Source organism: Paenibacillus aestuarii (assembly GCF_027789125.1).
GTDB classification, from domain to species: domain Bacteria; phylum Bacillota; class Bacilli; order Paenibacillales; family NBRC-103111; genus Paenibacillus_E; species Paenibacillus_E aestuarii.
In genome coordinates, this window is sequence record NZ_JAQFVF010000054.1 from 1 (window position 1) to 23,366 (window position 23,366).

Below are 23,366 nucleotides of genomic sequence, written 5' to 3' on the forward strand. Positions count from 1 at the left end.
CCAATTTACTTGTGTGGAGCCGTGGTGTAGAGGCCTAACATGCCTGCCTGTCACGCAGGAGACCGCGGGTTCGAATCCCGTCGGCTCCGCCATTTAACTGAATAAGAGCCATTAGCTCAGTTGGTAGAGCACCTGACTTTTAATCAGGGTGTCGTAGGTTCGAGTCCTACATGGCTCACTTTGTAATACGCGGTCGTGGCGGAATTGGCAGACGCGCACGGTTCAGGTCCGTGTGGGCTAACCCCCCGTGGAGGTTCGAGTCCTCTCGACCGCATCATAAGAAACCTTTCGATTTTATCGAAAGGTTTTTTTGTATATGAGCTGATTTCCCTCGAAGTGGTTTGGGTACAATATACGGACTTTATTCTATGTCTTCGTGCACGACCTCATTATGACGAACTTATAAGTTGATATTACCATCAACACTGTGGCTGAACCCATGATATCGCGGAGGCATTACCCAGGCCTGCTTTTTTTTAATTGACATTGATAATTATTATCATTAATATCTGTAGTAGCAGATTAAACTGGGTGCGGAGAGTGATTTTTTGAAAACGATTAAGTACTGCTGTAGAAACGAAAAGTTCGGATCGAAACAAATATATAAGGCTTTGAAAGAGGAGCATCCGGAAATCAAACAGAAGAAGAAGGATTGCCTTGGAAATTGCAAGCATTGCAAGAAAGAATGCATTGCCATGCTCGGTAAGAAGGAACTGCTGTGCGCTGCTTCCCCCGATCAGCTATATGCTCAGCTTAAGCAAATCATTGCTGAATCCCGCGCTGAAAGCGTGACTGCATGAATGTCGAATTGTTGAAATTGCTGTTGCCATTTGTATTTCTAGGGGGAATTCTGGTAATCTTGTATGTATGGGGAATGCAACAAGAATAACCGAATTCGAGAAGGATGTGTGCACAGATGTTGAATGATCAACTCACTGCAGCTCTTAATGAACAAATGAACTATGAATTTTACTCCGCGCACGTCTATATGGCTATTGCCGGTTACTGCGCAGCAGAAAGTCTGGATGGATTTTCGAATTTCTTTATTGTGCAAGCGGAAGAAGAGCGGTTCCATGCCATGAAGATTTTCAAATTCATTAACGACCGTGGCAGACAAGTTGAATTTGCGGGCATGGATACGCCAAAGAATGAGTACAGTTCTATTTTGGATGCTTTTCAACATGCTTTTAAGCATGAGCAGGAAGTAACTCGCCGCATTTATCATTTGTCCGACCTTGCACTCAATGAAAGAGAACATGCGACGATGCAATTCTTGAAATGGTTTATTGATGAACAAGTGGAAGAAGAAGCTATGTTCGATAGCATCATCAACAAACTGAAGCGGATTGATCAAGACAGCAATGCCTTCTTTATGTTGGATGCTGAGTTCGCACAGCGCTCGTTCACTCCTCCAGCGGAATAATTCATTTCTAAGTTACAAGCGTAGAGCTTGTCTTCTTTTGCCAATAGCGAAAGGAGCAAGCTTTTTTGATGGCGTAAGAAGGTGTGGCAGAAAAAAACATTTGCAATTCCTTCAAATTGCTGATATATTATTCATTGTCGCCTCTTGGAAATTATCAAGAGAGACAGGCTATGAATGTAATGCGCGGAAGTGGCTCAGGGGTAGAGCATCGCCTTGCCAAGGCGAGGGTCGCGGGTTCGAATCCCGTCTTCCGCTCCATTCTTTTGATGAAGCTCTATCGGCTTCTGCCACATGTGCCCTTAGCTCAGCTGGATAGAGCGTTTGACTACGAATCAAAAGGTCGGGAGTTCGAATCTCTCAGGGCACGCCATTTTCATAAAATCGGATATCATCGGGACGTAGCTCAGCTTGGTAGAGCACCTGCTTTGGGAGCAGGGGGTCGCATGTTCAAATCGTGTCGTCCCGATAACACGCGGGTGTAGTTCAATGGTAGAACTCCAGCCTTCCAAGCTGGTAGCGTGGGTTCGATTCCCATCACCCGCTTCATACGAAGAAGATCACCAGGATTATGGTGGTCTTCTTTTTTTGCATAGTGGTTTGCATGATTACAATAACTTCGGGCAAATTTAAAGGAATTCGTGCATCCTTCATATATAAAGCTTTTCGTTGAATTGTTACTATTACATTAAGAAGGACATCATGATTGAAGTAGGGGGAGTTTTGAAATGATTAAATGGAAGCGTTCTCTGACAGTCATAGCAACGATAGCTCTTGCGGGCTCTTTAGTAGGTTGTGCAAGCGGCGCAAAAAGCGGATCTGAACCGCAGGCGTCGGCACCTGCGGCATCGGCAGCATCCAACGAACCGGTCAAGCTGCGGATCATGTGGTGGGGTTCACAAGTGCGTCACGAAGCGACGCTGGCTGCTTTGAAGCTGTACACGGAAAAACATCCGAATGTGACATTTGAGCCTGAGTATTCCGGTATGGACGGCTACTTGGACAAGCTGTCGACGCAAGCGGCAGCGAATAATGCGCCGGACTTGATTCAGCTGGATCCGGGTTGGGTATCGGACTGGATCGGCCGCAACCAATTGGCACCGCTGACAGGTGTGAATGTTGATAAAATCGACGCGAAAGTATTGTCCGGTGGTCAATCCGGCGGTAAGCAGTACGCAATGCCGCTCGGCTCCGTGGCGTATGGTATGATTTTTGACAAAGCGGCGCTGGACAAGCTGGGATTGAAATCCCCTGAAAACGGATGGTCATGGGATGATTTCTTCGCCTTGGCGAAAGAAGCGAAAACGAAGCTGCCAGAAGGCCAGTACTTCACGAAAGACTACGCAGGCGACTACTTTGCTTATTCGGCATATCAATATGCCAAAGGAAAAGGCATGGTTGTCTCCGAAACAGGTAAATTTAACGTAGATCAGGCAACTTTCCTGGAATGGACGAAGAAGTTTGAAGAGCTGCGTAAAGCAGGTATCGTGCCTCCGGCAGACGTCAATGCATCGGACAAAGAGTTCGATCCGAAAATGGACTTGATGGTTAACGGGAAAATTATGTTCCGTCTGGGCTTCTCCAACAATTACGGTTCTTGGGACAGCTTGAAAAAAGGTGCTTATGCGATGGTAACTATGCCGCGCGCGACAGATGCAGGCGGTTGGTTGAAGCCTTCCATGTACCTGGCGGTTTCGGCAGGCTCCAAGAAAGCGGAAGAAGCTAAGAAATTCATTGATTGGTTCGTGAATGATCCGGAAGCTGCCAAAATTTTGACAACAAGCCGTGGTTTGCCGGTTAACAAAGAGATCGCTACATCTCTTGAATCCAATATGAGCGATGTGGATAAAGTGGGTTCCGTGCTTCTTCACGCTACGGAGAAAGATGGCCAAACATGGAACCCAGGGGTTAAAGGCTGGACGAACTTTATCGATAAAGACTGGACGCTGGTTCGCGATCAGTTGAGCTTTGGCAAAGCAACACCAGAGAAAGCATTCGATCAACTGAAGTCAGCAGCGCAATCTTACGAAAAATAAAGCAAGAATAGCCCGGAGCATTGTGTTCCGGGTTTTCTTTTTGATAGCGAAGGAGGAGGAACAGCTTGAAAATCACAATCGAGGATGTCATGCACAAGCTCCTGCAGACGGTACCGCGTCTCGAGAGCACGGTGGATGTACTCAGAGCCGGTGATCCTAAGATGGAAGTGAGAGCGATGGCGACGACGTTCATGGCCACTCACGAAGTCATTGAGCAAGCAGCTGCCAGCGGGGTCAATCTCCTTATTACACATGAGGGTACTTTCTACAGCCACATGGACCAAACGGACTGGCTGGAGCATGATGCAGTGTACCAAGCCAAGCAGCGGCTGATTGAGCAGTCTGGGATCGCGATATTTAGGCTCCACGACGGCATACACCGCTATCAGCCAGACGGTATCATGACGGGCCTGATTCAGGCGCTAGACTGGGACAAGTATGTAACCGAGCATCAGCGGGTCGTATCCTTGCTTACACTGCCAGCAATGAGCGTAAAAGAGATTGCAGAGCATGTGAAGCGGCAGATGGGGATTTCGTTCGTCAGGGTCGTCGGGGATCCAGCCATGTCCTGTACGCGAGTGGGGTTGCTAGCAGGCTACCGTGGTGGAGGCGCGGTGGCAATCCCGCAGTTCGGAAACGAAGCGCTGGACTTGGTCATTGCCGGGGAGGGGCCTGAGTGGGAGACGCCGGAATACGTGCGCGATGCTATGCACCAAGGGAAGAAGAAAGCCCTCATCTTGTTGGGGCATGCCGAAAGTGAAGCGTCCGGCATGAAAGCGTTAGCCGAGCAGCTGGCCGCGGCGTTTCCGACGGTGTCTGTGCAATTTTTCGCAAATAAACCGTTATTTACGGTTATATAAAAAAAGCGGGCACCGTTCGGAAAAGTCCAATCCGTTGCCCGTTATTTATGGATTATACGCCAGCGTAAGCCATGAATCCGCCGTCGACCGGGATCGTGGTCCCTGTGACAAAGCCGGACATGTTGGCATCTGTCAGCCACAGCAAAGTACCGAGCAGATCCTCCGGCTTGCCGAAACGGCGCATTGGCGTGTGGGTAATGATTTTATGAGAGCGTTCTGTCAAGGAGCCATCTTCTTTCAGCAGCAGCTTTTCGTTCTGCTTCGTGAGGAAGAAGCCCGGGGCAATTGCGTTAACGCGAATCCCGCTTTCTGCCAAATGCACGGCCAGCCATTGGGTGAAATTCTCGATAGCTGCTTTGGCTGCACTGTAGGCAGGCACTTTGGTCATCGGTGACGGAGCGCTCATCGAAGAGATGTTAATGACGGTAACGTCTTCTTTGCCAAGCATCTGTTTGACGAAAATTTGCGTTGGTATCAGGGTGCCGACAAAGTTCAGATCCAGTACATTGCGGAAGCCGCTGACGCTTAAATCGAAGAATGTTGTCACATCCGGATTGTTCAAATCTTCTGGTTTGAAAATTTCATTGGTGGTGTTGGCACTCGGATGGTTGCCCCCGGCGCCGTTAATCAAAATATCGCAGGAGCCGAGCTGCTGCTGAACCGCTTCCGCGGCTTGCTGCACGCTCTCTACCTGGGTGACGTCGCAAGCCACGGCAATGGCTTCGCCGCCGGCAGCGCGGATTTCGTCAGCGACTTCGTTCCCTTTTTCCAAGGTGCGGTTCAAGATCGCTACACGAGCGCCTTGGAGGGCAAGCTCAAGCGCCATTACACGGCAAAGTACGCCTGCTCCGCCTGTAATAACGACAACTTTGCCTTGAAGCGATGGATGGTTGGTTAATTGGATCATATAGTTTCAACCGCCTTTTCAGTTCGTATTTGTTTGTCGTAAGCATCCCAGAGACCCCAAAGGTACATGATGCCTAAAGCACGGTCATATAAACCGTATCCTGGCCGGCACTGTTCGCCCCAGATATGTCGACCATGGTCTGGACGGCAGAAGCCTTCGAAATTGTTTTGATACAACGCTTGTACGATACCTGACATGTCTACGGTGCCATCTTGTGTCCGGTGCGACGTTTCGATGAAATCGCCATTGTCGTATACACGGACATTGCGAAGGTGAGCGAAGGGAATGCGGTCAGCAAATTCGTGCGCCATCGCCACAAGATCATTGGCCGGATTTGCGCCGAGCGACCCGCTGCATAGCGTAAGACCGTTGTAAGGGCTGTCATGCAGCTGCAAAAAACGGCGGACGTTGGCTTGACCGGTTATGATGCGAGGCAGTCCGAAAATAGGCCAAGGCGGATCGTCCGGATGAATCGCCATTCGGATATCGTGTTCAGCGGCAACCGGGATGATCTCGTCCAAGAAGTACTTCGCGTTCGCAAATAGATGCTCCTCGGTTACATTGCGGTAAGCGTCGAACAGTTCGGATAAGCGCTCCAGGCGCTCAGGTTCCCAGCCTGGCATCGTGAAGTTGGGATTCTCGTTGATCCGTTTCACTTGGGCGAATAAATCCATGCCATCGATCTTGCTCTTTTCATAAAAAAGTGCTGTCGATCCGTCTTTGAGCTCTTTGTGCAGGTCTGTGCGCATCCAGTCGAACACCGGCATGAAGTTGTAGCAAATGACTTTGACGCCGACTTGGGCCAGCTTGACGATCGTCTTTTTATAATTCTCGATATACTTATCGCGGCTTGGCAAACCTAATTTAATGTCTTCGTGGATGTTGACGCTTTCTACGACTTTCATATGAAGGCCGGCTTGGTCGGCTTGTTCTTTGATCGCCATGATTTTATCCATTGGCCATTCCTCGCCTGCCGGAACATCATGAAGCGCCCAGACGATGCCTTCTACGCCGGGAATTTGCTTGATTTGGTCCAGGGTAACGGTATCATTGCCTTCCCCGAACCATCGAAATACCATTTTCATAAGCGTCATCGCCTCCGGTTATTTGAAATAAGCAGGGAATTTCTGCTTGAGCAGCGCCTGATCTGTAATGGTCAAATGCAAATGTTCGTTCATCAGCTTTTCGGCCATGTCGGCCTGATGCGCCTGAATAGCCTCTACCATCTGCTGATGCTGAGTATAGAGGTCGTCCCAATGATGATCGGCGGCAAGCCGCAGCATGCGGGTACGATTCAAATGCACATTAATCTGCTGAATGACCGCCCATGTATTGAGTTTGCGGCAGCCTTCAAAGATTGTGCGATGGAAAGCTTCGTCGAGCTCAAACATCTTTTTATAATCCTGGTCTTCGATGCAAACTTTTTGCAGCAGCAAGTTGGCCTGCAGCGCTTTTAATTGCTCCTGGGGGAATTGTTCACAGGCGAGCCGAATGACAGCGCACTCCAGCTGCTCGCGCATGAACCGGGCTTCTTCGACGAGCTCCAGATCGATCAGCGAAACGACCGTGCCACGCTGCGGGTAAATATCGAGCAGCCCTTCCTGCGACAGCCGTACGAAGCTTTCTCTAACGGGTGTCCGGCTGACGCCCATCTGCAGTGAGATTTCTTTCTCCGAGATGCTGGCGCCGGGAAGCATTTCAACGCTCAAAATGAGTTCTTTCAAGCGGTAATAGACGGCATCGCGGGTGGAACTGATTGGTGGGCGGATTGTAAAGTCCATAGGTTCACCCCTTTTGATTAACTGATACTTCCATACTACCACACTTGTATGGTAGTATGGAAGTCATAAAAAGAAGAAACTATGTATGGATGGGGAGGATTTTTCTCATGAGTGAAACGAATGTACAATATACAGGCGACGGCTACCAGGCATGGCTTGGCTATCACCGCATCGCTCCAGGTAATGTTTATGAGCAGTATGCCGCATTGAAGGCAATTACCGTTAATGAGAACGCAGAGGTCATCCGCACCGCTGTCACCGAATTGTCCCGCGGCCTTCAATCGATGCTCGGTTATGAGCCGGTTGTTGAGGAAAGCGGTGAGAGTGCGGGCAGCATCGTGCTGGGCACATTCGGCAATAACGCTATCGTTGACCGCACATTTGCGGAAGATACGCGTTCGGCGATAGGGCCGGAAGGTTTTGCGATCAAAGCGGTTAAAGAGAACCGCTCCATCGTCATTGGCGCTTCTACGGCACCCGGCGTGCTATACGGTGCGTTCCATTTGCTGCGTTTGATGAGTACAGGTGAAGCCGTTGATAACTTGGATGTTGTGCAAAATCCAGTGAATCAGCTGCGCATGATCAACCAGTGGGATAACATTGACGGCAGCATTGAGCGCGGGTATGCCGGTAAGTCGATTTTTTATAAAGATAATCGCATTACAACGGATCTGGAACGCGTCCGTGATTATGCAAGGCTGTTAGCCTCCTCGGGGATCAATGCGATTTCGATTAATAATGTGAATGTGCATAAATACGAGACCCGGTTTCTGACGGAAGCATACTTGCCGGACGTGGCGAAGGTCGCTGCGGTTTTCCGCGCGTACGGCGTGAAGATGTTCCTGAGCATCAACTATGCGAGCCCGCTGGAAATCGGCGATCTGACTACGGCCGACCCGCTGGATCCAGGCGTACGTGAGTGGTGGCGCGCGAAAGCGGCGGAAGTGTATGCGGCGATTCCGGATTTTGGCGGCTTCCTGGTGAAAGCCGATTCGGAGAATCGTCCGGGGCCGTTCACCTACGACCGCGATCATGCGGACGGCTCGAATATGTTGGCGGAGGCCGTGAAGCCTTACGGCGGGATCGTGATCTGGCGCTGCTTCGTCTACAATTGCAAGCAGGATTGGCGCGATCGTGCGACGGATCGTGCACGCGCAGCCTACGACCATTTCAAACCGCTCGATGGCCGCTTTATGGATAATGTCATTCTGCAGGTGAAAAATGGTCCGATGGACTTCCAGGTTCGTGAAGGGGTGTCGCCGCTGATCGGCGCGATGGAACAAACGAACCAGATGATCGAATTCCAGATTACCCAGGAATATACGGGCCAACAGCGCCATCTGTGCTACTTGGTTCCACAATGGAAAGAAGTGCTTGATTTCGAGACGTATGCCAAAGGGGAAGGGTCGCCGATTAAGCGCATCGTCGACGGATCGCTCTATGGCAACCGCTTTAGCGGTTTTGCCGCGGTTTCCAATATCGGCGACGATGCCAACTGGACCGGACACCTGCTGGCGCAGGCGAACCTCTACGGATACGGCCGTTTGGCCTGGAACCCGGAGCTGACGGCGGAAGCTATCGCGGAGGAATGGATCCGCATGACGTTCGGCGGCGACGAACAGCTGGTCCGGACGATTCGGGGAATGCTCATGGATTCCTGGAGCATCTACGAAGATTACACTTCTCCGCTTGGCGTAGGCTGGATGGTGAATCCGGACCATCACTACGGACCGAATGTGGACGGGTATGAATATTCGAAATGGGGGACGTACCATTTTGCGGATTGTCACGGCATCGGGGTCGACCGGACGATGGCGACGGGAACCGGTTATACCGGGCAATACAAAGGTCCTAACGTAGAGATGTACGAGTCGCTGGCAAGCTGCCCGGATGAGCTGCTGCTGTTCTTCCACCACGTTCCGTACACGCATGTCTTGCATTCCGGCAAAACGGTCATTCAGCACATCTATGACACGCATTTTGTCGGCGTAGAGCGCGCCGAGCAATTGCAAGCCAAATGGAGTGAGCTGCAGGGCAGCATGCACGAAGGTCTGCACCAGCAAGTGGCGGCACGCCTGGCTGAGCAGGCTGCGCATGCGAAGGAATGGCGCGACATGATCAACACATATTTCTTCCGGAAAAGTGGCATCGCCGACCAGTTGGGAAGAAAGATATATTAATCGAAGGCCGCCTCTTGAGGCGGCCTTTTTGCTGGTGGCGACTGCGCGGTGGGGGGAGGTTCGGTTGCTCCTGCAAGCTCGCCGCGGGTTCGCCAGCGGATAAGCATGGTTTTACTTTTTCAACTCGTTTTTCGTTAAATTTTAAAAGAATTCGAGGATTCCTCTCATTTAGTCTGTGCTTCCCAGCCTTTATACTTGAATTCATAGAGAACTAGACTAACTGCAGAGGTGATCGTTCATGAGTCAAACTACTTCCGTTGCCCTGACAACCGCTGCGGGCACCAAGAAACGAAAGTCCTTTTTAAGCCGATGGGACGCTCCAATTGCCGGGTACTTGTTTATCCTGCCTTGGCTGATCGGTTTTTTCGGACTGACCGCGTACCCGATGATTTTATCGCTGTATTATTCGTTCACGGACTATACGTTGATGGAACCAGTCAGTTGGGTCGGCGCCCGCAATTACGAGCGGATTTTTACGGCAGATGATAAATTCATTCAGTCCATTAAAGTTACGTTCATGTACGTCATTGCTTCTGTACCGCTGAAACTGATTGCCGCGCTGCTTGTCGCTGTTGTACTCAACAAAGCGATGAGAGGGATCTCCGCATATCGCACGGCGATTTACTTCCCGTCGCTGATCGGTGGCAGTATCGCCGTCTCCCTGCTGTGGCGCAACATTTTTGGTGTGGACGGTATTTTTAATAAAATTCTTGGGATTTTCGGAATTGGCGGGACAGGCTGGGTGACCAACCCAAGTACAGCGCTTTGGACGCTTGTGCTGCTAACTGTCTGGCAGTTCGGATCTTCGATGGTTATTTTCCTCGCCGGGCTGAAGCAGATTCCTAACGATCTATACGAGGCTTCATCCGTAGACGGCGCCAACAAGTTTGTTCAATTTTTCAAAATTACGCTGCCCATGCTGTCCCCGACGCTATATTTCAACCTGATCATGGGTGTGATCAACGCTTTTCAAATGTTTACATCAGCCTACGTCATCACCAATGGCGGACCGATGAACTCGACTTATGTGTATGCGTTGTATTTGTACGAGCGCGCCTTCAGCCGTTATCAGCTCGGATATTCCTCTGCGCTGGCTTGGATTATGTTGGTGATCATTGTAATTGTCGCGGTTATCATTGCGGGAACATCTAAATATTGGGTATTCTATGAAACGGAGTCAGGAGGGAAAAAGCGCAAATGACAATCAAATGGAATCAAGCAGGCCGTCACTTGTTTATGATCATATTCAGCCTTGTCATGATTTATCCGGTCATTTGGTGGATCGGCGCATCGCTGAAGTCTAATGCTGAATTAAGCTCGCCGGGCTTATTCCCGTCCAAGCCGCAGTGGAGTAACTTTGTGAACGGTTGGCATTCGGTACCGGGGCATTCCTTTACTGATTTTTATCTCAATACGTTTGGCTTAGAGATTGTGCTGCTGGCCGTCACGCTGCTTTCCAGTACACTTGTGGCGTTCGGTTTCGGTCGTTTGGATTTCCCGTTGAAAAACTTTTGGTTTTCCCTGCTGATGCTGACCCTGATGCTGCCGGGACAAGTTCTGATTATTCCCCAGTATGCGATGTTCCATCAATTGGGTTGGGTGAATACGTATCTGCCGTTCATCGTGCCTCACCTGGTGGCTAGCGGCGCAGGCGGTACGTTCTTCGTTTTCTTGTTAATCCAATTCGTGCGGGGCATTCCGCGGGAGCTCGATGAATCGGCGAAAATGGACGGATGCTCCTGGTTCGGCATTTATTGGCGGATCGTGATGCCGCTAACGAAGCCGGCTATCGTAACGGTGATGATTTTCTGCTTCTTATGGAACTGGGATGACTTCCTGGGTCACCTGCTGTATATCAACTCGGTGGACAAGTACACCGTCGGTCTCGCGCTCCGGATGATCAATGACTCTTCGTCCGGTCAAGAGTGGGGACAATTGCTGGCGATGTCGCTCGTCTCGATCGTACCGGCCACGCTGGTGTTCATGTTCCTGCAAAAGTACTTCGTTGAAGGAATTGCCACAACAGGAATTAAGGGCTAAGATAATATGTAAACAAATGCAAATCATTTGTCATAGAACGGTAAAGCCGCGGATGTCTTCTAAACTCGCTGTTTTACCGTTTCTTTCGATTAATTGGCAGTATGGGAGCGCGTACATCATGACCAATCCTTTTAAAAAGTTTAGAATCGACCACCTATTCTTCCGCAGCTTCGCGGGACTGATCATCATCGTGCTGGCGTGCAGCGTTTGGGCGAGCTACAGCATCTCCTCCAAAGAGCTGGCGCAAACGACATTTCATTATCAGCAGCGGCTGCTGGACGAGCTTAACAACGAAATTATGACGAGGCTGGTCACGATTGAGCAAATCTCCCTATCCACTTCCCGCGATAATGAACTGATCACCTTTCTGGTGAATACGCAGGATGAATTTGATCGGTACCGCAAATCGATCAGCGTGCAAAAGGCACTGGCGAATTTAACCTACTCCATTCCGCTGATTCAAGGCATTGACTTGTACATGGACCGGCCGCTGGAAGGGGAGCCCAAGAGCTACATTCAGTTCAGGAATTTGGCCGATGCCGATAAGCAAGCCTGGTCCGCATCGCTGAAGAATAATGATTTTACCTGGTCGAGCGAGCATACCATCCCGAGCTTTCAGGGCGATGTCCCGGTGCTAAGCTTTGCGCGAAAAATCGTGTACGATGATAAATTTCTAGGCGTTCTTGTCATCCATGTGAAGGCGGAACAAATCCGCCAGTTGCTGGCCGGCCGCTCGTCAGAAACGAACCGCATGATGATTGACTCCCAGGGACGGCAGTTTTTGAAAATAGGCCAGATCCCGGATCACACGGAATTATCCAAATGGATCAACGCCAAGAACGGGCAGTCGGACTTTGTTCATACACAGGGCGATACAGGGGTCGGGAATTCGCTCCTGGTTTATTCGAAGCTGATGGATTCCAACTGGACGCTGGTCGAGATTACCCCGTGGAAAGAGATTACAGCAGGGAGCTTTAAACTGGCCGAGGTAATCGGCATCATCGGCGTTGCGGCTGTTCTGTTGACGCTTCTGCTGACCCATCTGCTCAGCAAACAGTTCACGAAGCCGATTAAGAAGCTGGTAGGCGCGATGGGCGTTTACTCGGTTGGCGGCAATAATGTCGAACTGCCGAAGGATTATGAAAACGAGTTCGGCTATTTGTTCGCCGGCTACCGGAAGCAGAACGAGCGCATCGAAGCGCTGTATGAATCGCTGCAGCGGCGGTATGAACAGCAGCGCAAAGCGGAAATTGAAGCGCTGCAGGCCAACATCAATCCGCACTTCTTGTACAATACGCTGGATCAGCTGAATTGGATGGCGATTGAGGCGGGGCAAGACGAGATCAGCCGGATTCTGGAGCTGATGGGCCGCATGTTCCGGATTGGTCTATCGAACGGGGCGGCGTTTATTCCGATCAGCGAGGAACTCATGCATTTGGAATGCTATCTCGAAATCCAGCAGATGCGCTGGGGAGAAGGGCTGGAGTATACGATCAATGTTCCGGCGGAAATCAAGCATTTGTTCATTCCTAAGCTAACGCTGCAGCCATTCGTTGAAAATTCCGTCGTCCACGGCTTCAATACACGGAATCATGGACATATCGCGATTACATTCAAAGAGGTTCATGAGCGAATCGAAATCACCATTGCGGATGACGGCATTGGGCTGCAGCAGGCAGTGGACCGCAAGCGCAAGCGCCATACCGGTGGTTATGGCATTCGCAATGTGCGAGAGCGGATCGCCGGATATTTCGGTGAGTCGTATGGTGTCATTATTCAGGAGCGTCAACAAGGCGGCACACAGGTCGTCATTGAACTGCCCCGCTTGATTGACCCGCCGAGCCAGGAGAATTTGGAATAGTTCGGAGTATTTTATAACAAATTGTGCATCTTTCATCTTTTATTACCTTTCTATCAGGGGTAGTATAAAATTAAAGCGTAAGCACTTTCAAAATCAAATAAGCAGCCCGGAACAGCTCATGCTCCGGGCCTGATTGTTATATTGTGTATGTGTAGCTAGGGAGGTAAAGCTAGTGTGGAAGATTGCCATTGTGGATGATGAACGGCAGGTGCTTCAAGGCATGAAGCGCGCGATTCCGTGGGATGCGCTGGATGCGGAATGGGCCGGCGAAGCGTTGAATGGCGAAGATGGCCTGGAGCTGGTGCGGAGTGCACAGCCGGACATTGTGATTACCGACATCTACATGCCTGTTATGAACGGTTTGGATATGATTGAGCAGCTGAGGAAAGAAGACTTTAACGGCAAGATCATTATTTTGAGCGGTTACTCGGATTTTGAGCATGCCCGCCAGGCGCTCAGGTACAATGTCAGCGATTATTTGTCTAAACCAATCAGTATTCCTACCTTAAAAGCGATACTTGGCAAAGTGATTCAAGAGCTTGCCGGGGAGGAAGAGAAGCGGATCAAGCAGGATGAGCTTGAACAAAAGTTAAGGATGTACGAGCCTTTTATCGAGAAAGAATGGGTCAAATCGGCGGCAGCCGGGACGCTGGAAAGCTCGTACCGCAGCGGGGAAAGCCTGCCGCAGCCCTACCGCTTCTGGACGGAGACAGAGCATGTTGTGATCGGCATCGATCTGGTCCGGGACATTCGTGCCAGCGAGCTGACGTTATCGGATTGGAACCTGTTCCGATTCGCCATCAGCAATATCGTCTGCGAGGTCGCACAGGAATTTTTCAGCTCGTTTGAATATACGGAGCTACACAGCACAAGGTCCGTTCTTATTGTTCATTCGGAGGCTGGCAGCAATAAGGAGCAGTTGGTCCAGCATTTGGAAAGACTTGGCGTTCAATTGATCGACTGTATTAAAAATTATCTAAAGCTGGTTATTCGCATTGGAATTGGCGGCATTAAAGCGCAGTGGACTGAAATTCCGGATTCGACGGAGGAAGCTTTTCGGGCGATCGATCTGCGAGACAAGCGCATTGCGTGCTCCTATGATTTATACGCTTACGGGGAAGCGATGCAGAGCGATTCCGGAGCGATTGTGATGCGTCCGACCAAATTTTATTTTGAATTGGCGGGCGCAATCAAATCGTCCCAAGAGACACAGGCCCAGCAGCTGGTCGATGAATTCGTCGGACAGCTTGAGCAGCAAACAGGCATCACGCCCGATTATGTGCAGATGCTGGCTGGCGAGCTATGGGGAATTTTTGCCTACTGTCTGTATGAGGTCGGTATGGTGCTGGATGAGATGTTCCCGAGCGAGCTTATTGCCAAGGAAATGATCGGTCTGACCCGGCCGAAGGATTTGGCGAGTTGGTTAAAAGACAAAATCTCTTCCATCTGCAGCAGCAGACAGTGGAGAGGAAACAGCAAGCATAGACAAGCTGTCGACTTTATGACCCAATACATTCACGAACATTATGCGGACGAAATGACGCTGGCGGATCTCGCGGATAAAGTGTACATTTCACGCAATCACCTGTCGATTATTTTTAAAAATATGACGGGCGAGACGTTCAACAATTATTTAACGCGCGTTCGGATCGAGAAGGCCAGAGAGCTATTAATGGAAAGAAATATGCTGGTTTATGAAGTGGCGGAACGTGTCGGCTACAAGAATGTGCCTTATTTTAGCACACTTTTTAAGAAACTAACCGGCATGAATCCGACTGAGCTTATTAAATAAGGGATTGGGGAGAACGAGGATGAACGAGCAATTGCCGAAAACAATGAAAGCAGCAGTCATGCCGAAGCCTGGCACGATCGTGATGGAAGAAAGGCCGGTCCCACAAGTCGGCGAAAACGAAGTGTTGATCAAGGTCATGGCCGTCGGCATCTGCGGGTCTGATGTGCATTATTATGAAAATGGGCGCATTGGCCGCTTCGTTGTCGAGAAGCCCATCATTCTCGGGCATGAATGTGCAGGGATGATTGCGGCTGTCGGCGCTGCGGTCTCTCGGTTCAACGTCGGCGACCGGGTCGCCATTGAACCCGGCGTCACCTGCGGGCGCTGCTCCGCTTGCAAAGAAGGGCGCTACAATCTGTGCCCGGACGTGCAATTCCTGGCGACACCTCCGGTGGACGGCGCTTTTGTGCAGTACATGACGATCCGCGAGGATATGGTATTCCCGATTCCGGATCATCTGACCTACGAGGAAGCCGCCCTGAACGAGCCGTTCTCCGTAGGCATCCATGCCGCCAAGCGGTGCCGCGTGCAGCCGGGAACGACGGTTGCGATCATGGGCATGGGCCCTGTCGGCCTCATGGCGGTAGCGGCCGCCAAATCGTTCGGCGCCAGCCGCATTATCGTCACCGACCTGGAGCAGGTGCGCTTGGAAGCGGCACGACGCATGGGGGCGACGCATGTCATTAACGTGCGCGAAGAGGATGCCATCGAGCGGATCCAGCAGCTCACAGGCGGTGTCGGTGTAGATACAGCCTGGGAAACCGCCGGCAACCCGAAGGCGCTGCAAACCGCGCTTCATTCGCTGCGTCGCGGCGGCAAGCTGGTCATCGTCGGCCTGCCGGCGCAGGATGAGATTCCGCTCAACGTGCCGTTTATCGCGGATAATGAAGTCGACATCTACGGCGTCTTCCGCTATGCGAATACGTATCCGATGGGCATCGAGTTCCTGGCCTCCGGCACGATCGACACGATGTCGCTCATTACGGACCGCTATCCGCTGGCGCAAACGCAAGAGGCATTGGAGCGGGCTATCCACAACAAGAGCGGCAGCTTGAAAGTAATGGTTTATCCGAACGAGTAAACAAATGAAGCAAAATTTTGGGTTTAGTGACATTACACCTGGTGGGGGCTATCAAGCGGCGAAATAGCGAGTCGATACAAGAGCGAGTCGCGACAATAGCGAGGAGGATGCAAAATGAGACCGGTTCAATTCAGCATTATCGGCGGGGCGGGGTTTCGCGCCCAGTACTTTTTGCGTATTGCCAGGGAAATGCCGGACCGCTTTCAAATCAGCGGTATGGTTGTGCGGGACGAAGAGAAGGGCAAGACGATGGAAGCGCAGTGGGGCGTCAGTACCTATCGCACGCTAGAACAGCTGCTGGCTCATGAAAAGCCGGATTTCATCGTCGTTTCCGTCGGTTGGGCAGCTTGCATGGACTACTTACTGCAATTGGCGGAGCTGGGGATCCCGGCTTTATCAGAGACGCCTCCCGCTCCTGATCTGCAAGGCTTGGAGCTGCTGCACGAGCGCCTCACGCTCAAAGGAGCCCGCGTCCAGGTGGCGGAGCAGTATTTTTTGCATCCGATTCAGCAGGCGCGGTTAGCTCTGATTGCCTCCGGACAGCTAGGGCAAATCACGGAGACGACAGTCTCGATCTCGCATTTATACCATGGCGTCAGCCTAATTCGCAAAATGCTCGGCGTTATGTTCGAGCCTGTGACGATCCGCGGGATGCGCTTTGAGTCCCAGTGGGTGAACGGCCCTACCCGCAGCGGACCGCCGACAGCAGACCGCATGATTCCGTCGCAGCGGGATTTGGCTTGGCTCGATTTTGGCGACCGGCTGGGCATTTACGATTTCACGAATAATCAGCATCGATCCTGGACCCGTTCCAATCATGTGTCCGTGCGCGGTGAGCGCGGTGAAATTTTTGATTCCCGCGTCCTGATTCAAGATCAGTCCTGCACGGAGCTGCAGCTGGAGCTCAAGCGGATGAACAAAGGCGAGTTGGAAAATGCCGAGGGCTATTTTTTCAAAGGCATCCTTTGCGGGGACCGCTGGCTCTACGAGAATCCGTTCGCTCCCGCAAGGCTGTACGACGATGAGATTGCGATCGCCAGTTGTTTGCAAAAGATGGCCGAATATACGTTCGGCGGTCCTGGATTTTACAGTCTTGCCGAGGCGTCGCAGGACCATTATCTCGGCATGCTGATCGAGCAAGCGATCCGCACGGGAGAAACGGTGAAATCGGCCCGCATGCCTTGGGCTGAGTCTTAATCTGATGACTACAGAGGTGCTGCAACATGACTGGTTATTTTCAAAATGAAGAAAGTATTGCCTATAAGCATCCTTCCCGTATAGATGAAGTGATCGAAACGATCGCGAACCGGTATATTGCCGATAATCCGGCTTATCCGTTTCAGCTTCGAGCGTATAGTGAGAACGGCTTCAGGCAGCTGAAGGATGGACGTTATGATCTGGATCTGTCCGCGAAACATCCGCACGCCAAGCTGGGTCAAAACGGATACCTTTATGCGATGCTGTGGAGCGACGCGGAGGAAGGTGTGCAGACGACGATCAGCGTGAAGTCGCCGACATTCTTGTATGTGAACGGCAAGCTGATCTATCGTTCAGCCATTCACGAGGAGCGGCACAGCGGTGCTAGAACCAGTCTGTCCATTCCGCTGAACAAAGGGTGGAACGCCTTTTTAATCCAACTTCAGAAGACCCCGACCGGGTTCGGCTGTGTATTCGGTTCGGCGAGCAGCAAATGGGTGCCGCTGCATTTTATGGCCCCGTTCGCTGAGCGTGTCGGTCAGGGCGGATGGATCTATTCAGCGCTGACCGATGAGGCGCTGTTCCCGGAAGTGCATGAGCCGGAGCATCACGGCTCGGAGGAAAGCAGCGGCATCCGCTGGTACCCGGAGCGGTTCTGGGACGAGCGCGAACAGAGCCGTGGGGTTTGCACGCGTATTTGGGGCCGGGACGGCGGCGACAGCGGCAGCTTCAACGGCATGAAAGCGTACGGCTGGACGAAGCTGCAGGTCCGTGAGGCCGGCACGGCGGTGCTGCGAGGCCGCACGAGCGGGCCGATTCAGGTATGGGTCAACCAGACGCTGGTGCATCGTCAGGACGAGCCGGGCGATGTCCATATCGAGTGGCGAGCGGCGGGAGGCCGCTGCTGCGATATTATCGTGGAATCGCATGCTGGGCGCGAGGATTGGGGGTTTGTGCTGGAAGCGGAGATCAATGGGCGGGCGGAGGCTTTCTCTATGCCTCATCCGGTAGGCGGCACGGAGGAGAGCTGGCTCTACCTGGGGCCGTTCAAAGCGGCGCAAGCGATGAGTCCGGCGGATCTCACGGATGTGAACAAGCTGTTCGATAACGGCGGCAGCGGCGTATATTGGCAGCTTGATAGCCCCGGATACTGGGTAAGGCCGTATCTCGAGAACAGACTGTTTGGCAGATGGAACTACCACCTGGGCGTGACGCTGAACGGCTTATTGCGCGCCTCCAGGCTGCTTCGCCGAACAGACATTAAGCAATATGCGGCTAAGCATATTGGGGCGTGCGCGCGTATGTATGAGTATTCGCTGTTTGACCGCGACCAGCATGGCTACCAAGCGCTGAACCAGCAGCTTGTCGAGCTTGACTCGTTGGACGACTGCGGTTCCTTCGGCGCTGCGATGCTCGAGCTTTATTGGGATACGCAGGACGCCAGTCTTCTGCCGTTAATTGATATCATTGCTGATTATATTCATAACGGGCAAATCCGCAGAGAAGACGGGGCGTTCTACCGTGGCGACGATACCATGTGGGCGGACGATTTATATATGAGCACGCCGTTTCTCGCCGGCTATTACAAGCTGACGGGGGAGCAGGCGTATATCGACGATGCGGCGAAACAATTCCTTCTTTTTAAAAAGTACTTATACATGCCTGAGCTGAAAATCATGTCGCACGTGTATGACTTCAAATACGACACACCGACGTATGTGCCATGGGGACGCGGCAACGGCTGGGTGCTGTTCTCGCTGTCCGATGTGCTTGAGGCGCTTCCGGCGGCGCACCCGGACCGTGAAGCGCTGCTGGCCTTCTTCAGCGAGCTGTGTGCAGGCTACCTCTCGCTGCAGAGCCACAGCGGCCTATGGCATCAGGTGCTGACGGATGCCGAATCGTACGAGGAAACCTCGTGCACGGCGATGTTCACGTATGCGTTTGCCAAGGGCGTGCGCAACGGTTGGCTCGAGCCGGAGCCGTACATGGACGCCGCCAGCAAGGGCTGGCAGGGCTTGATGCGCGCCAGCGTCGATCATTTGGGCAATGTGCATGGCGTGTGCCGGGGCTCGAACTTCTCATTCACCGAGCAGTACTATAAGCACGATCTGCTGTGGGTGAAGAATGATACTCATGGCACGGGAATCGTCATGCTGGCTGGCGATGAGGTCAGCAAGATGATGGCGCAATAAGCGTGTGCAGAGCGTATCTATAGCAGGAGCATCCGGTCATGGCCGGATGCTTTTTCATTGCATACAACCTTCTATTCTTGTAATATGATAATAATTATCATTATCATTTATTTATATGAGATAAGGTAGGTATCCAGTATGTCGCAACCATCGCCCGATTCGCAGGAGGCTGCTCAGCTGGCTGCAAACATGCGGACACGGCCACTCGCAGCCAGCCTCATTCTCGTCGGCGGCACCTTCTCGCGCTTAGTCTATGCGTCTCCATCTCGCTGGGAGCAGCAGATATCAGCATCAGCACTGTGAGGCGGGCGATCTTTCATTTTGATCCGAATGTGACTCAGCATCAAATTATCCAAGAAATCCGGCTGCCCCGTGCGCTTGCAGGCGCGATGATCGGGGCTTGCTTTGCGGTCGCAGGCGCTCTCCTCCAAGGCATGACGCGCAACCCGCTAGCGGATACGGGGCTTCTTGGCATCAACGCCGGTGCAGGCTTTGTGCTGGCGCTTTGTTTTGTCTTTTTTCCCGGACTGCCGTTCCACAAGCTGATCCTCTTCTTGTTCTTGGGGACGGCGATAGGCACAGGACTTGTGTACGGCATCGGTTCCCTCACCAAAGGCGGGCTGACGCCTGTTCGGCTTGCCCTGTTCGGCTTGCCCTGTCCGGCGCTGCCGTAGGCGCGCTGCTCATTGCCTTGAGTGAAGGCATCGCTATTTACTTCAAAGTCGGCCAAGAGCTGGCCTTCTGGTATGCAGGCGGGATGGCCGGTACCAAATGGCTGCAGATCAAGATCATGGGCTGATTGCGGCGCTGCTGCTGTCTCGTTCCGTGACGCTGCTCAGCCTTGGCGAAGAGATCGCCACGAACCTAGGGCAGCGGACCAAGCTGGTGAAGCTGGCCTGCACGCTGGTCGTGCTTGTCCTTGCCGGCGCAGCCGTGTCCTCGGTAGGGTCCATTGGCTTTATCGGCCTCATGATCCCTCATGTCGCGAGGGTGCTGGTCGGCGTGGACTACCGCTGGATTATCCCGAGCTCAGCCGTGCTGGGCAGCCTGCTTATCGTGCTGGCGGACATTGGCGCCCGGATGGTCCATCCGCCGTATGAGGCCCCGGTTGGCGCGCTGACCGCGATCGTCGGCGTTCCGTTCTTCCTCATCCTTACACGCAAAGATCGAAGGGAGCTGTAATGAACGGAACTAACGTGTCTCTCGTCGACAAAAAGTGCAGAAATCGCTCTGTTTTCTTCATGTCTTTGCTCTGCGTTCTCATTGTGCTCGTCATTCTCATTAGTATGAATTCGGGGTTCATTCGTTTATCGCCGATCGTCGTGTTCAAATCATTATTCGGCAGCGGGACGCCGAAACAAGAGCTTATTTTATTCGAATTCAGGCTGCCTCGCATCGTCATTTCCCTCCTTGTCGGAGCGGGACTGGCCGTCTCCGGCTGTATCCTGCAGGGGATCACGCGCAACCCGCTGGCGGATCCCGGCATTCTCGGCATTAACGCCGGGGCAGCGCTGCTGGTGGTAGGATTTGTAAGTTTTCACACGAGCAAAGTAGCCGTGCCCGTGTTCCTCCTGCCTATGCTGGCCATGGTTGGGGCCGGAGCGACGGCAGCATTGATTTATGCGCTTTCCTATTATGCCGTGCGCGGACTTTCGCCTAAGCGCATGATTCTCAGCGGCATTGCCGTTGCCGCCGGAATGAACGCAGCGATCATCGTGCTGACGATCCGGATGGATCCGTTCGATTACCAATACGTGGCAGTCTGGCTCGCCGGCAGCATCTGGGGAGCGAACTGGCCGTATGTGTTTGCGCTGCTACCGTGGATCGTCGTCTTGCTGCCGTTCATCTTCTACAAAGCACGCACGCTTAACGTTCTGGCACTCGGTGACCAGCTGGCGATCAGCTTAGGCACCAGAGTCGGCAGCGGTCGTCTCGTGCTCGTGGCCTGCGCCGTTGCTTTAGCGGGAGCTTGCGTGGCGATTGGCGGAGGCATCAGCTTCGTCGGTCTTGTGGGACCGCATCTGGCCAGACAGCTCGTTGGCTCGAAGCATCAGTACATGCTGCCGGCATCCGCGCTGGTCGGATCGCTGCTGATGGTCACAGCGGACTTGGCTGCGCGCATGATCCTTCAGCCATCGGATATTCCGACAGGTATTGTCGTGTCCGTCATTGGCGCGCCATATTTTCTATATTTGCTGGCCAGGTCCAAAGCATAGTGGAAATACTTACCACGTGTGCAAAAGTTGCCAAAAAAGCTGGATCTATGCTAGTCTAACATAGAAAAAATTGCCGAATCGTGGAGCATTACAAGCCCGCGTACGGGGGACTTCTTTATTTGGGGTGAATGAACGCTTCAGCTTGCTGGGCGTGCTAGGGAAAACCTCTTCCCGAACCCGTCAACTAACCTCGGAGGCTTCAAGGAGGAAAAGTTTTGAGATTGTTTGCAAAACATCTTATTTTTTCATGCGCTTTTATCGGTGCAGCGGCTTCATTCATCTGTTCATCGCCTGCTCACGCTGCAGCAGCTTCTTCAAAGCTGCCGGTAAAAGTTCAGGTCAACGATGAAATCGTAGATTTTCCCGAAGTTCAGCCATTTATCGACGATAAAGGCGTTCTGTTGGTTCCGCTCAGAGCGCTGTCGGATAAGCTCGGTTACCGAGTCGGTTGGGCCAAGCAAGGGGACGATCTTGTCGTAAGCATGATCAAAAATCAGCAGCAGGTGCTGCTGAAATCGGACGAATCGCAAGCGCTGGTCAACAACAAGAAGATCAGCTTAGAGAGCAGTCCGACTGTCCACGATGGGAATACATACGTTCCATTGCGTTTTATTACGGAAACATTTGGCTCAGCCATCGAATGGAACGAAGCCAACCAAATCGCAATCGTCGATGCGGACGGCAAATCCCACAAACCGGCATGGATCGCCCCGCCTCCGCCGCCACCGGCCCCGCCAGTCCCGTCTGCGCCTCCGATGGCGGAGCAGATTGTGACATCGGCGAATGCCTATCTAGGCGTCCCGTACGCTTGGGGCGGAACGACGCCGAACGGATTCGATTGCTCGGGATTCGTTCGTTATGTCTTCCAAGCCAAAGGCATCGAGCTTCCGCGCACATCGGGTGAGATGCACGACGAAGGAGCGTCGGTTTCCGACTTGAAGACGGGGGACCTCGTATTCTTCGCCAACCGGACGATTGACCATGTGGGCATCTATGTGGGGAATGGCCAATTCATCTCTTCCACCTCGTCCCGCGGTGTTGCGGTCGAGAGCCTCTACAGCTCTTATTGGAGCGCGAGATATGTCGGTGCGAAAAGAGTTCTGTAAATGAGCAGCACGCCCCGAACGCCTGTTTTCTAATGCTTTCGTCAGAAGGCTTAGGAAGCGGGCGTTTTTTTTATATGAAAAATACTGTGCTGATCACCGGTACTGAGCGCAATATAGCCTCACTGCCACTTGGCGCAGCGTGCTGCAGGGAGGTTAGGTCACTTGCAGCGGATGCAGTGGACCGCCTCTCGCCAAAAGCTGCTTGTAGTTCGGATTTGCCCACTTGCAGCACGCACGTCACCCTTATGCGCGGCTGTAGTCCGGTTTTGCCCACTTACAGCGGCATTTCTGGCCACGGGGCGCAAACTAAAGCTCTCCAATTGGGCTTTCCCGGACTACAGGTCCCTCCGCCGCCGCCCTCCTCGCTGCAATTGGGCAAATACCAATTAGCGCATCGCCCGACGGCACCATACAGCGGATGCAGTGGACCCGCCTCCCGCCGAAGCAGCTGTAGTCCGGATTCGCCCAATTAGAGAACGCACGTCACCCTTATGAGCAGCTGTAGTCCGGATTTGAACACTTGCAGCGGCATTTCTGGCTGCGGGGCGCAAAATACGGCTCTCCAATGGGCTTTCCCGGACTACAGGTGCCCCCGCCGCCGACCTCCTCGCTGCAATTGGGCAAATACCAATTAGCGCATCGCCCGACGGCACCATGCAGCGGATGCAGTGGACCCGCCTCCCGCCAAAAGCTGCTG

General features: G+C 52.5%; 18 protein-coding genes, 7 tRNA genes, 1 pseudogene and 1 riboswitch. Of the genes and pseudogenes, 22 read left to right on the forward strand and 4 right to left on the reverse strand.

The features are described from left to right. Positions 1–15: 15 nt before the first annotated feature. From O9139_RS21670 to O9139_RS21720, 11 genes are all read left to right on the forward strand, one after another. Positions 16–92, forward strand: a tRNA-Asp gene (locus O9139_RS21670). Between the two features lie 13 nt (positions 93–105). Further along, a tRNA-Lys gene (locus O9139_RS21675) sits at positions 106–178 on the forward strand. An 11-nt stretch (positions 179–189) separates the two neighbouring features. Next, positions 190–274: transfer RNA gene (locus tag O9139_RS21680), tRNA-Leu, on the forward strand. Positions 275–548: 274 nt separating this feature from the next. Further along, positions 549–800: a DUF1450 domain-containing protein gene (locus tag O9139_RS21685; RefSeq protein WP_270881525.1), complete on the forward strand. Its 252-nt coding sequence runs from the start codon at positions 549–551 to the stop codon at positions 798–800. A gap of 116 nt (positions 801–916) precedes the next feature. After that, the gene (locus tag O9139_RS21690; RefSeq protein ID WP_377525194.1) at positions 917–1,423 is read left to right on the forward strand and encodes a ferritin; all 507 of its coding nucleotides are present in this window, start codon (positions 917–919) and stop codon (positions 1,421–1,423) included. Positions 1,424–1,606: 183 nt separating this feature from the next. After that, positions 1,607–1,681: transfer RNA gene (locus tag O9139_RS21695), tRNA-Gly, on the forward strand. A 35-nt stretch (positions 1,682–1,716) separates the two neighbouring features. Further along, a tRNA-Arg gene (locus O9139_RS21700) sits at positions 1,717–1,793 on the forward strand. A 22-nt stretch (positions 1,794–1,815) separates the two neighbouring features. Next, positions 1,816–1,889: transfer RNA gene (locus O9139_RS21705), tRNA-Pro, on the forward strand. Positions 1,890–1,895: 6 nt separating this feature from the next. Further along, a tRNA-Gly gene (locus O9139_RS21710) sits at positions 1,896–1,966 on the forward strand. Positions 1,967–2,148: 182 nt separating this feature from the next. Then, positions 2,149–3,456 carry an ABC transporter substrate-binding protein gene (locus O9139_RS21715; protein WP_270881526.1) on the forward strand — a complete coding sequence of 436 codons (1,308 nt, stop codon included), beginning with the start codon at positions 2,149–2,151 and terminating at the stop codon, positions 3,454–3,456. A 65-nt stretch (positions 3,457–3,521) separates the two neighbouring features. After that, entirely contained in the window at positions 3,522–4,316 is a 795-nt protein-coding gene (locus tag O9139_RS21720; RefSeq protein ID WP_270881527.1) for a Nif3-like dinuclear metal center hexameric protein, read from the forward strand. A gap of 52 nt (positions 4,317–4,368) precedes the next feature. Here O9139_RS21720 and O9139_RS21725 read toward each other — a convergent pair whose 3' ends face one another. From O9139_RS21725 to O9139_RS21735, 3 genes are read right to left on the reverse strand one after another with little or no spacing between them, the layout of a single operon-like run. Continuing rightward, on the reverse strand, positions 4,369–5,223 hold the full coding sequence (locus O9139_RS21725) for an SDR family oxidoreductase (RefSeq protein ID WP_270881528.1): 855 nt from the start codon (positions 5,221–5,223) through the stop codon (positions 4,369–4,371). Further along, positions 5,220–6,308 carry a mannonate dehydratase gene (gene uxuA / locus O9139_RS21730; protein WP_270881529.1) on the reverse strand — a complete coding sequence of 363 codons (1,089 nt, stop codon included), beginning with the start codon at positions 6,306–6,308 and terminating at the stop codon, positions 5,220–5,222. Before uxuA ends, O9139_RS21725 begins: the two co-directional genes overlap by 4 nt. An 18-nt stretch (positions 6,309–6,326) precedes the next feature. After that, positions 6,327–7,004 carry a GntR family transcriptional regulator gene (locus O9139_RS21735; protein WP_270881530.1) on the reverse strand — a complete coding sequence of 226 codons (678 nt, stop codon included), beginning with the start codon at positions 7,002–7,004 and terminating at the stop codon, positions 6,327–6,329. 107 nt (positions 7,005–7,111) lie between these two features. Here O9139_RS21735 and O9139_RS21740 point away from each other — a divergent pair, with 107 nt between their 5' ends. The 11 genes and pseudogenes from O9139_RS21740 to O9139_RS21790 all read left to right on the forward strand — a co-directional run bounded on the left by O9139_RS21740 (position 7,112) and on the right by O9139_RS21790 (position 22,669). Then, positions 7,112–9,184, forward strand: coding sequence for an alpha-glucuronidase family glycosyl hydrolase (locus tag O9139_RS21740; RefSeq protein ID WP_270881531.1), 2,073 nt, complete (start codon positions 7,112–7,114; stop codon positions 9,182–9,184). Between the two features lie 238 nt (positions 9,185–9,422). Next, positions 9,423–10,385, forward strand: coding sequence for a carbohydrate ABC transporter permease (locus tag O9139_RS21745; protein WP_270881532.1), 963 nt, complete (start codon positions 9,423–9,425; stop codon positions 10,383–10,385). After that, entirely contained in the window at positions 10,382–11,224 is an 843-nt protein-coding gene (locus O9139_RS21750) for a carbohydrate ABC transporter permease (RefSeq protein WP_270881533.1), read from the forward strand. The genes O9139_RS21745 and O9139_RS21750 overlap by 4 nt, the downstream gene beginning before the upstream one ends. A gap of 118 nt (positions 11,225–11,342) precedes the next feature. Then, on the forward strand, positions 11,343–13,085 hold the full coding sequence (locus O9139_RS21755) for a cache domain-containing sensor histidine kinase (RefSeq protein WP_270881534.1): 1,743 nt from the start codon (positions 11,343–11,345) through the stop codon (positions 13,083–13,085). Between the two features lie 172 nt (positions 13,086–13,257). Beyond that, a complete protein-coding gene (locus O9139_RS21760; protein WP_270881535.1) occupies positions 13,258–14,877 on the forward strand; it encodes a response regulator transcription factor in 1,620 nt (539 codons plus the stop codon). 19 nt (positions 14,878–14,896) lie between these two features. Next, positions 14,897–15,958: an NAD(P)-dependent alcohol dehydrogenase gene (locus tag O9139_RS21765; RefSeq protein ID WP_270881536.1), complete on the forward strand. Its 1,062-nt coding sequence runs from the start codon at positions 14,897–14,899 to the stop codon at positions 15,956–15,958. A gap of 114 nt (positions 15,959–16,072) precedes the next feature. After that, positions 16,073–17,155 carry a Gfo/Idh/MocA family protein gene (locus tag O9139_RS21770; protein ID WP_270881537.1) on the forward strand — a complete coding sequence of 361 codons (1,083 nt, stop codon included), beginning with the start codon at positions 16,073–16,075 and terminating at the stop codon, positions 17,153–17,155. Between the two features lie 26 nt (positions 17,156–17,181). Continuing rightward, positions 17,182–19,347, forward strand: a complete 2,166-nt coding sequence (locus O9139_RS21775; protein ID WP_270881538.1) for a glycoside hydrolase family 88/105 protein — start codon at positions 17,182–17,184, stop codon at positions 19,345–19,347. Between the two features lie 138 nt (positions 19,348–19,485). Beyond that, positions 19,486–20,529: pseudogene (locus tag O9139_RS21780) on the forward strand (FecCD family ABC transporter permease). Next, positions 20,529–21,563 (forward strand): FecCD family ABC transporter permease, encoded by a 1,035-nt coding sequence (locus O9139_RS21785; RefSeq protein ID WP_270881539.1) that lies wholly within the window; start codon positions 20,529–20,531, stop codon positions 21,561–21,563. The pseudogene O9139_RS21780 and the gene O9139_RS21785 overlap by 1 nt, the downstream one beginning before the upstream one ends. A gap of 61 nt (positions 21,564–21,624) precedes the next feature. Further along, positions 21,625–21,777: riboswitch (cyclic di-AMP (ydaO/yuaA leader) on the forward strand. 1 nt (position 21,778) lies between these two features. Beyond that, entirely contained in the window at positions 21,779–22,669 is an 891-nt protein-coding gene (locus O9139_RS21790) for a C40 family peptidase (RefSeq protein ID WP_270881540.1), read from the forward strand. A 386-nt stretch (positions 22,670–23,055) separates the two neighbouring features. Here the strand turns inward: O9139_RS21790 and O9139_RS21795 are convergent. Then, the coding region (locus O9139_RS21795) for a hypothetical protein (protein ID WP_270881541.1) at positions 23,056–23,366 on the reverse strand (311 nt) is incomplete at its 5' end.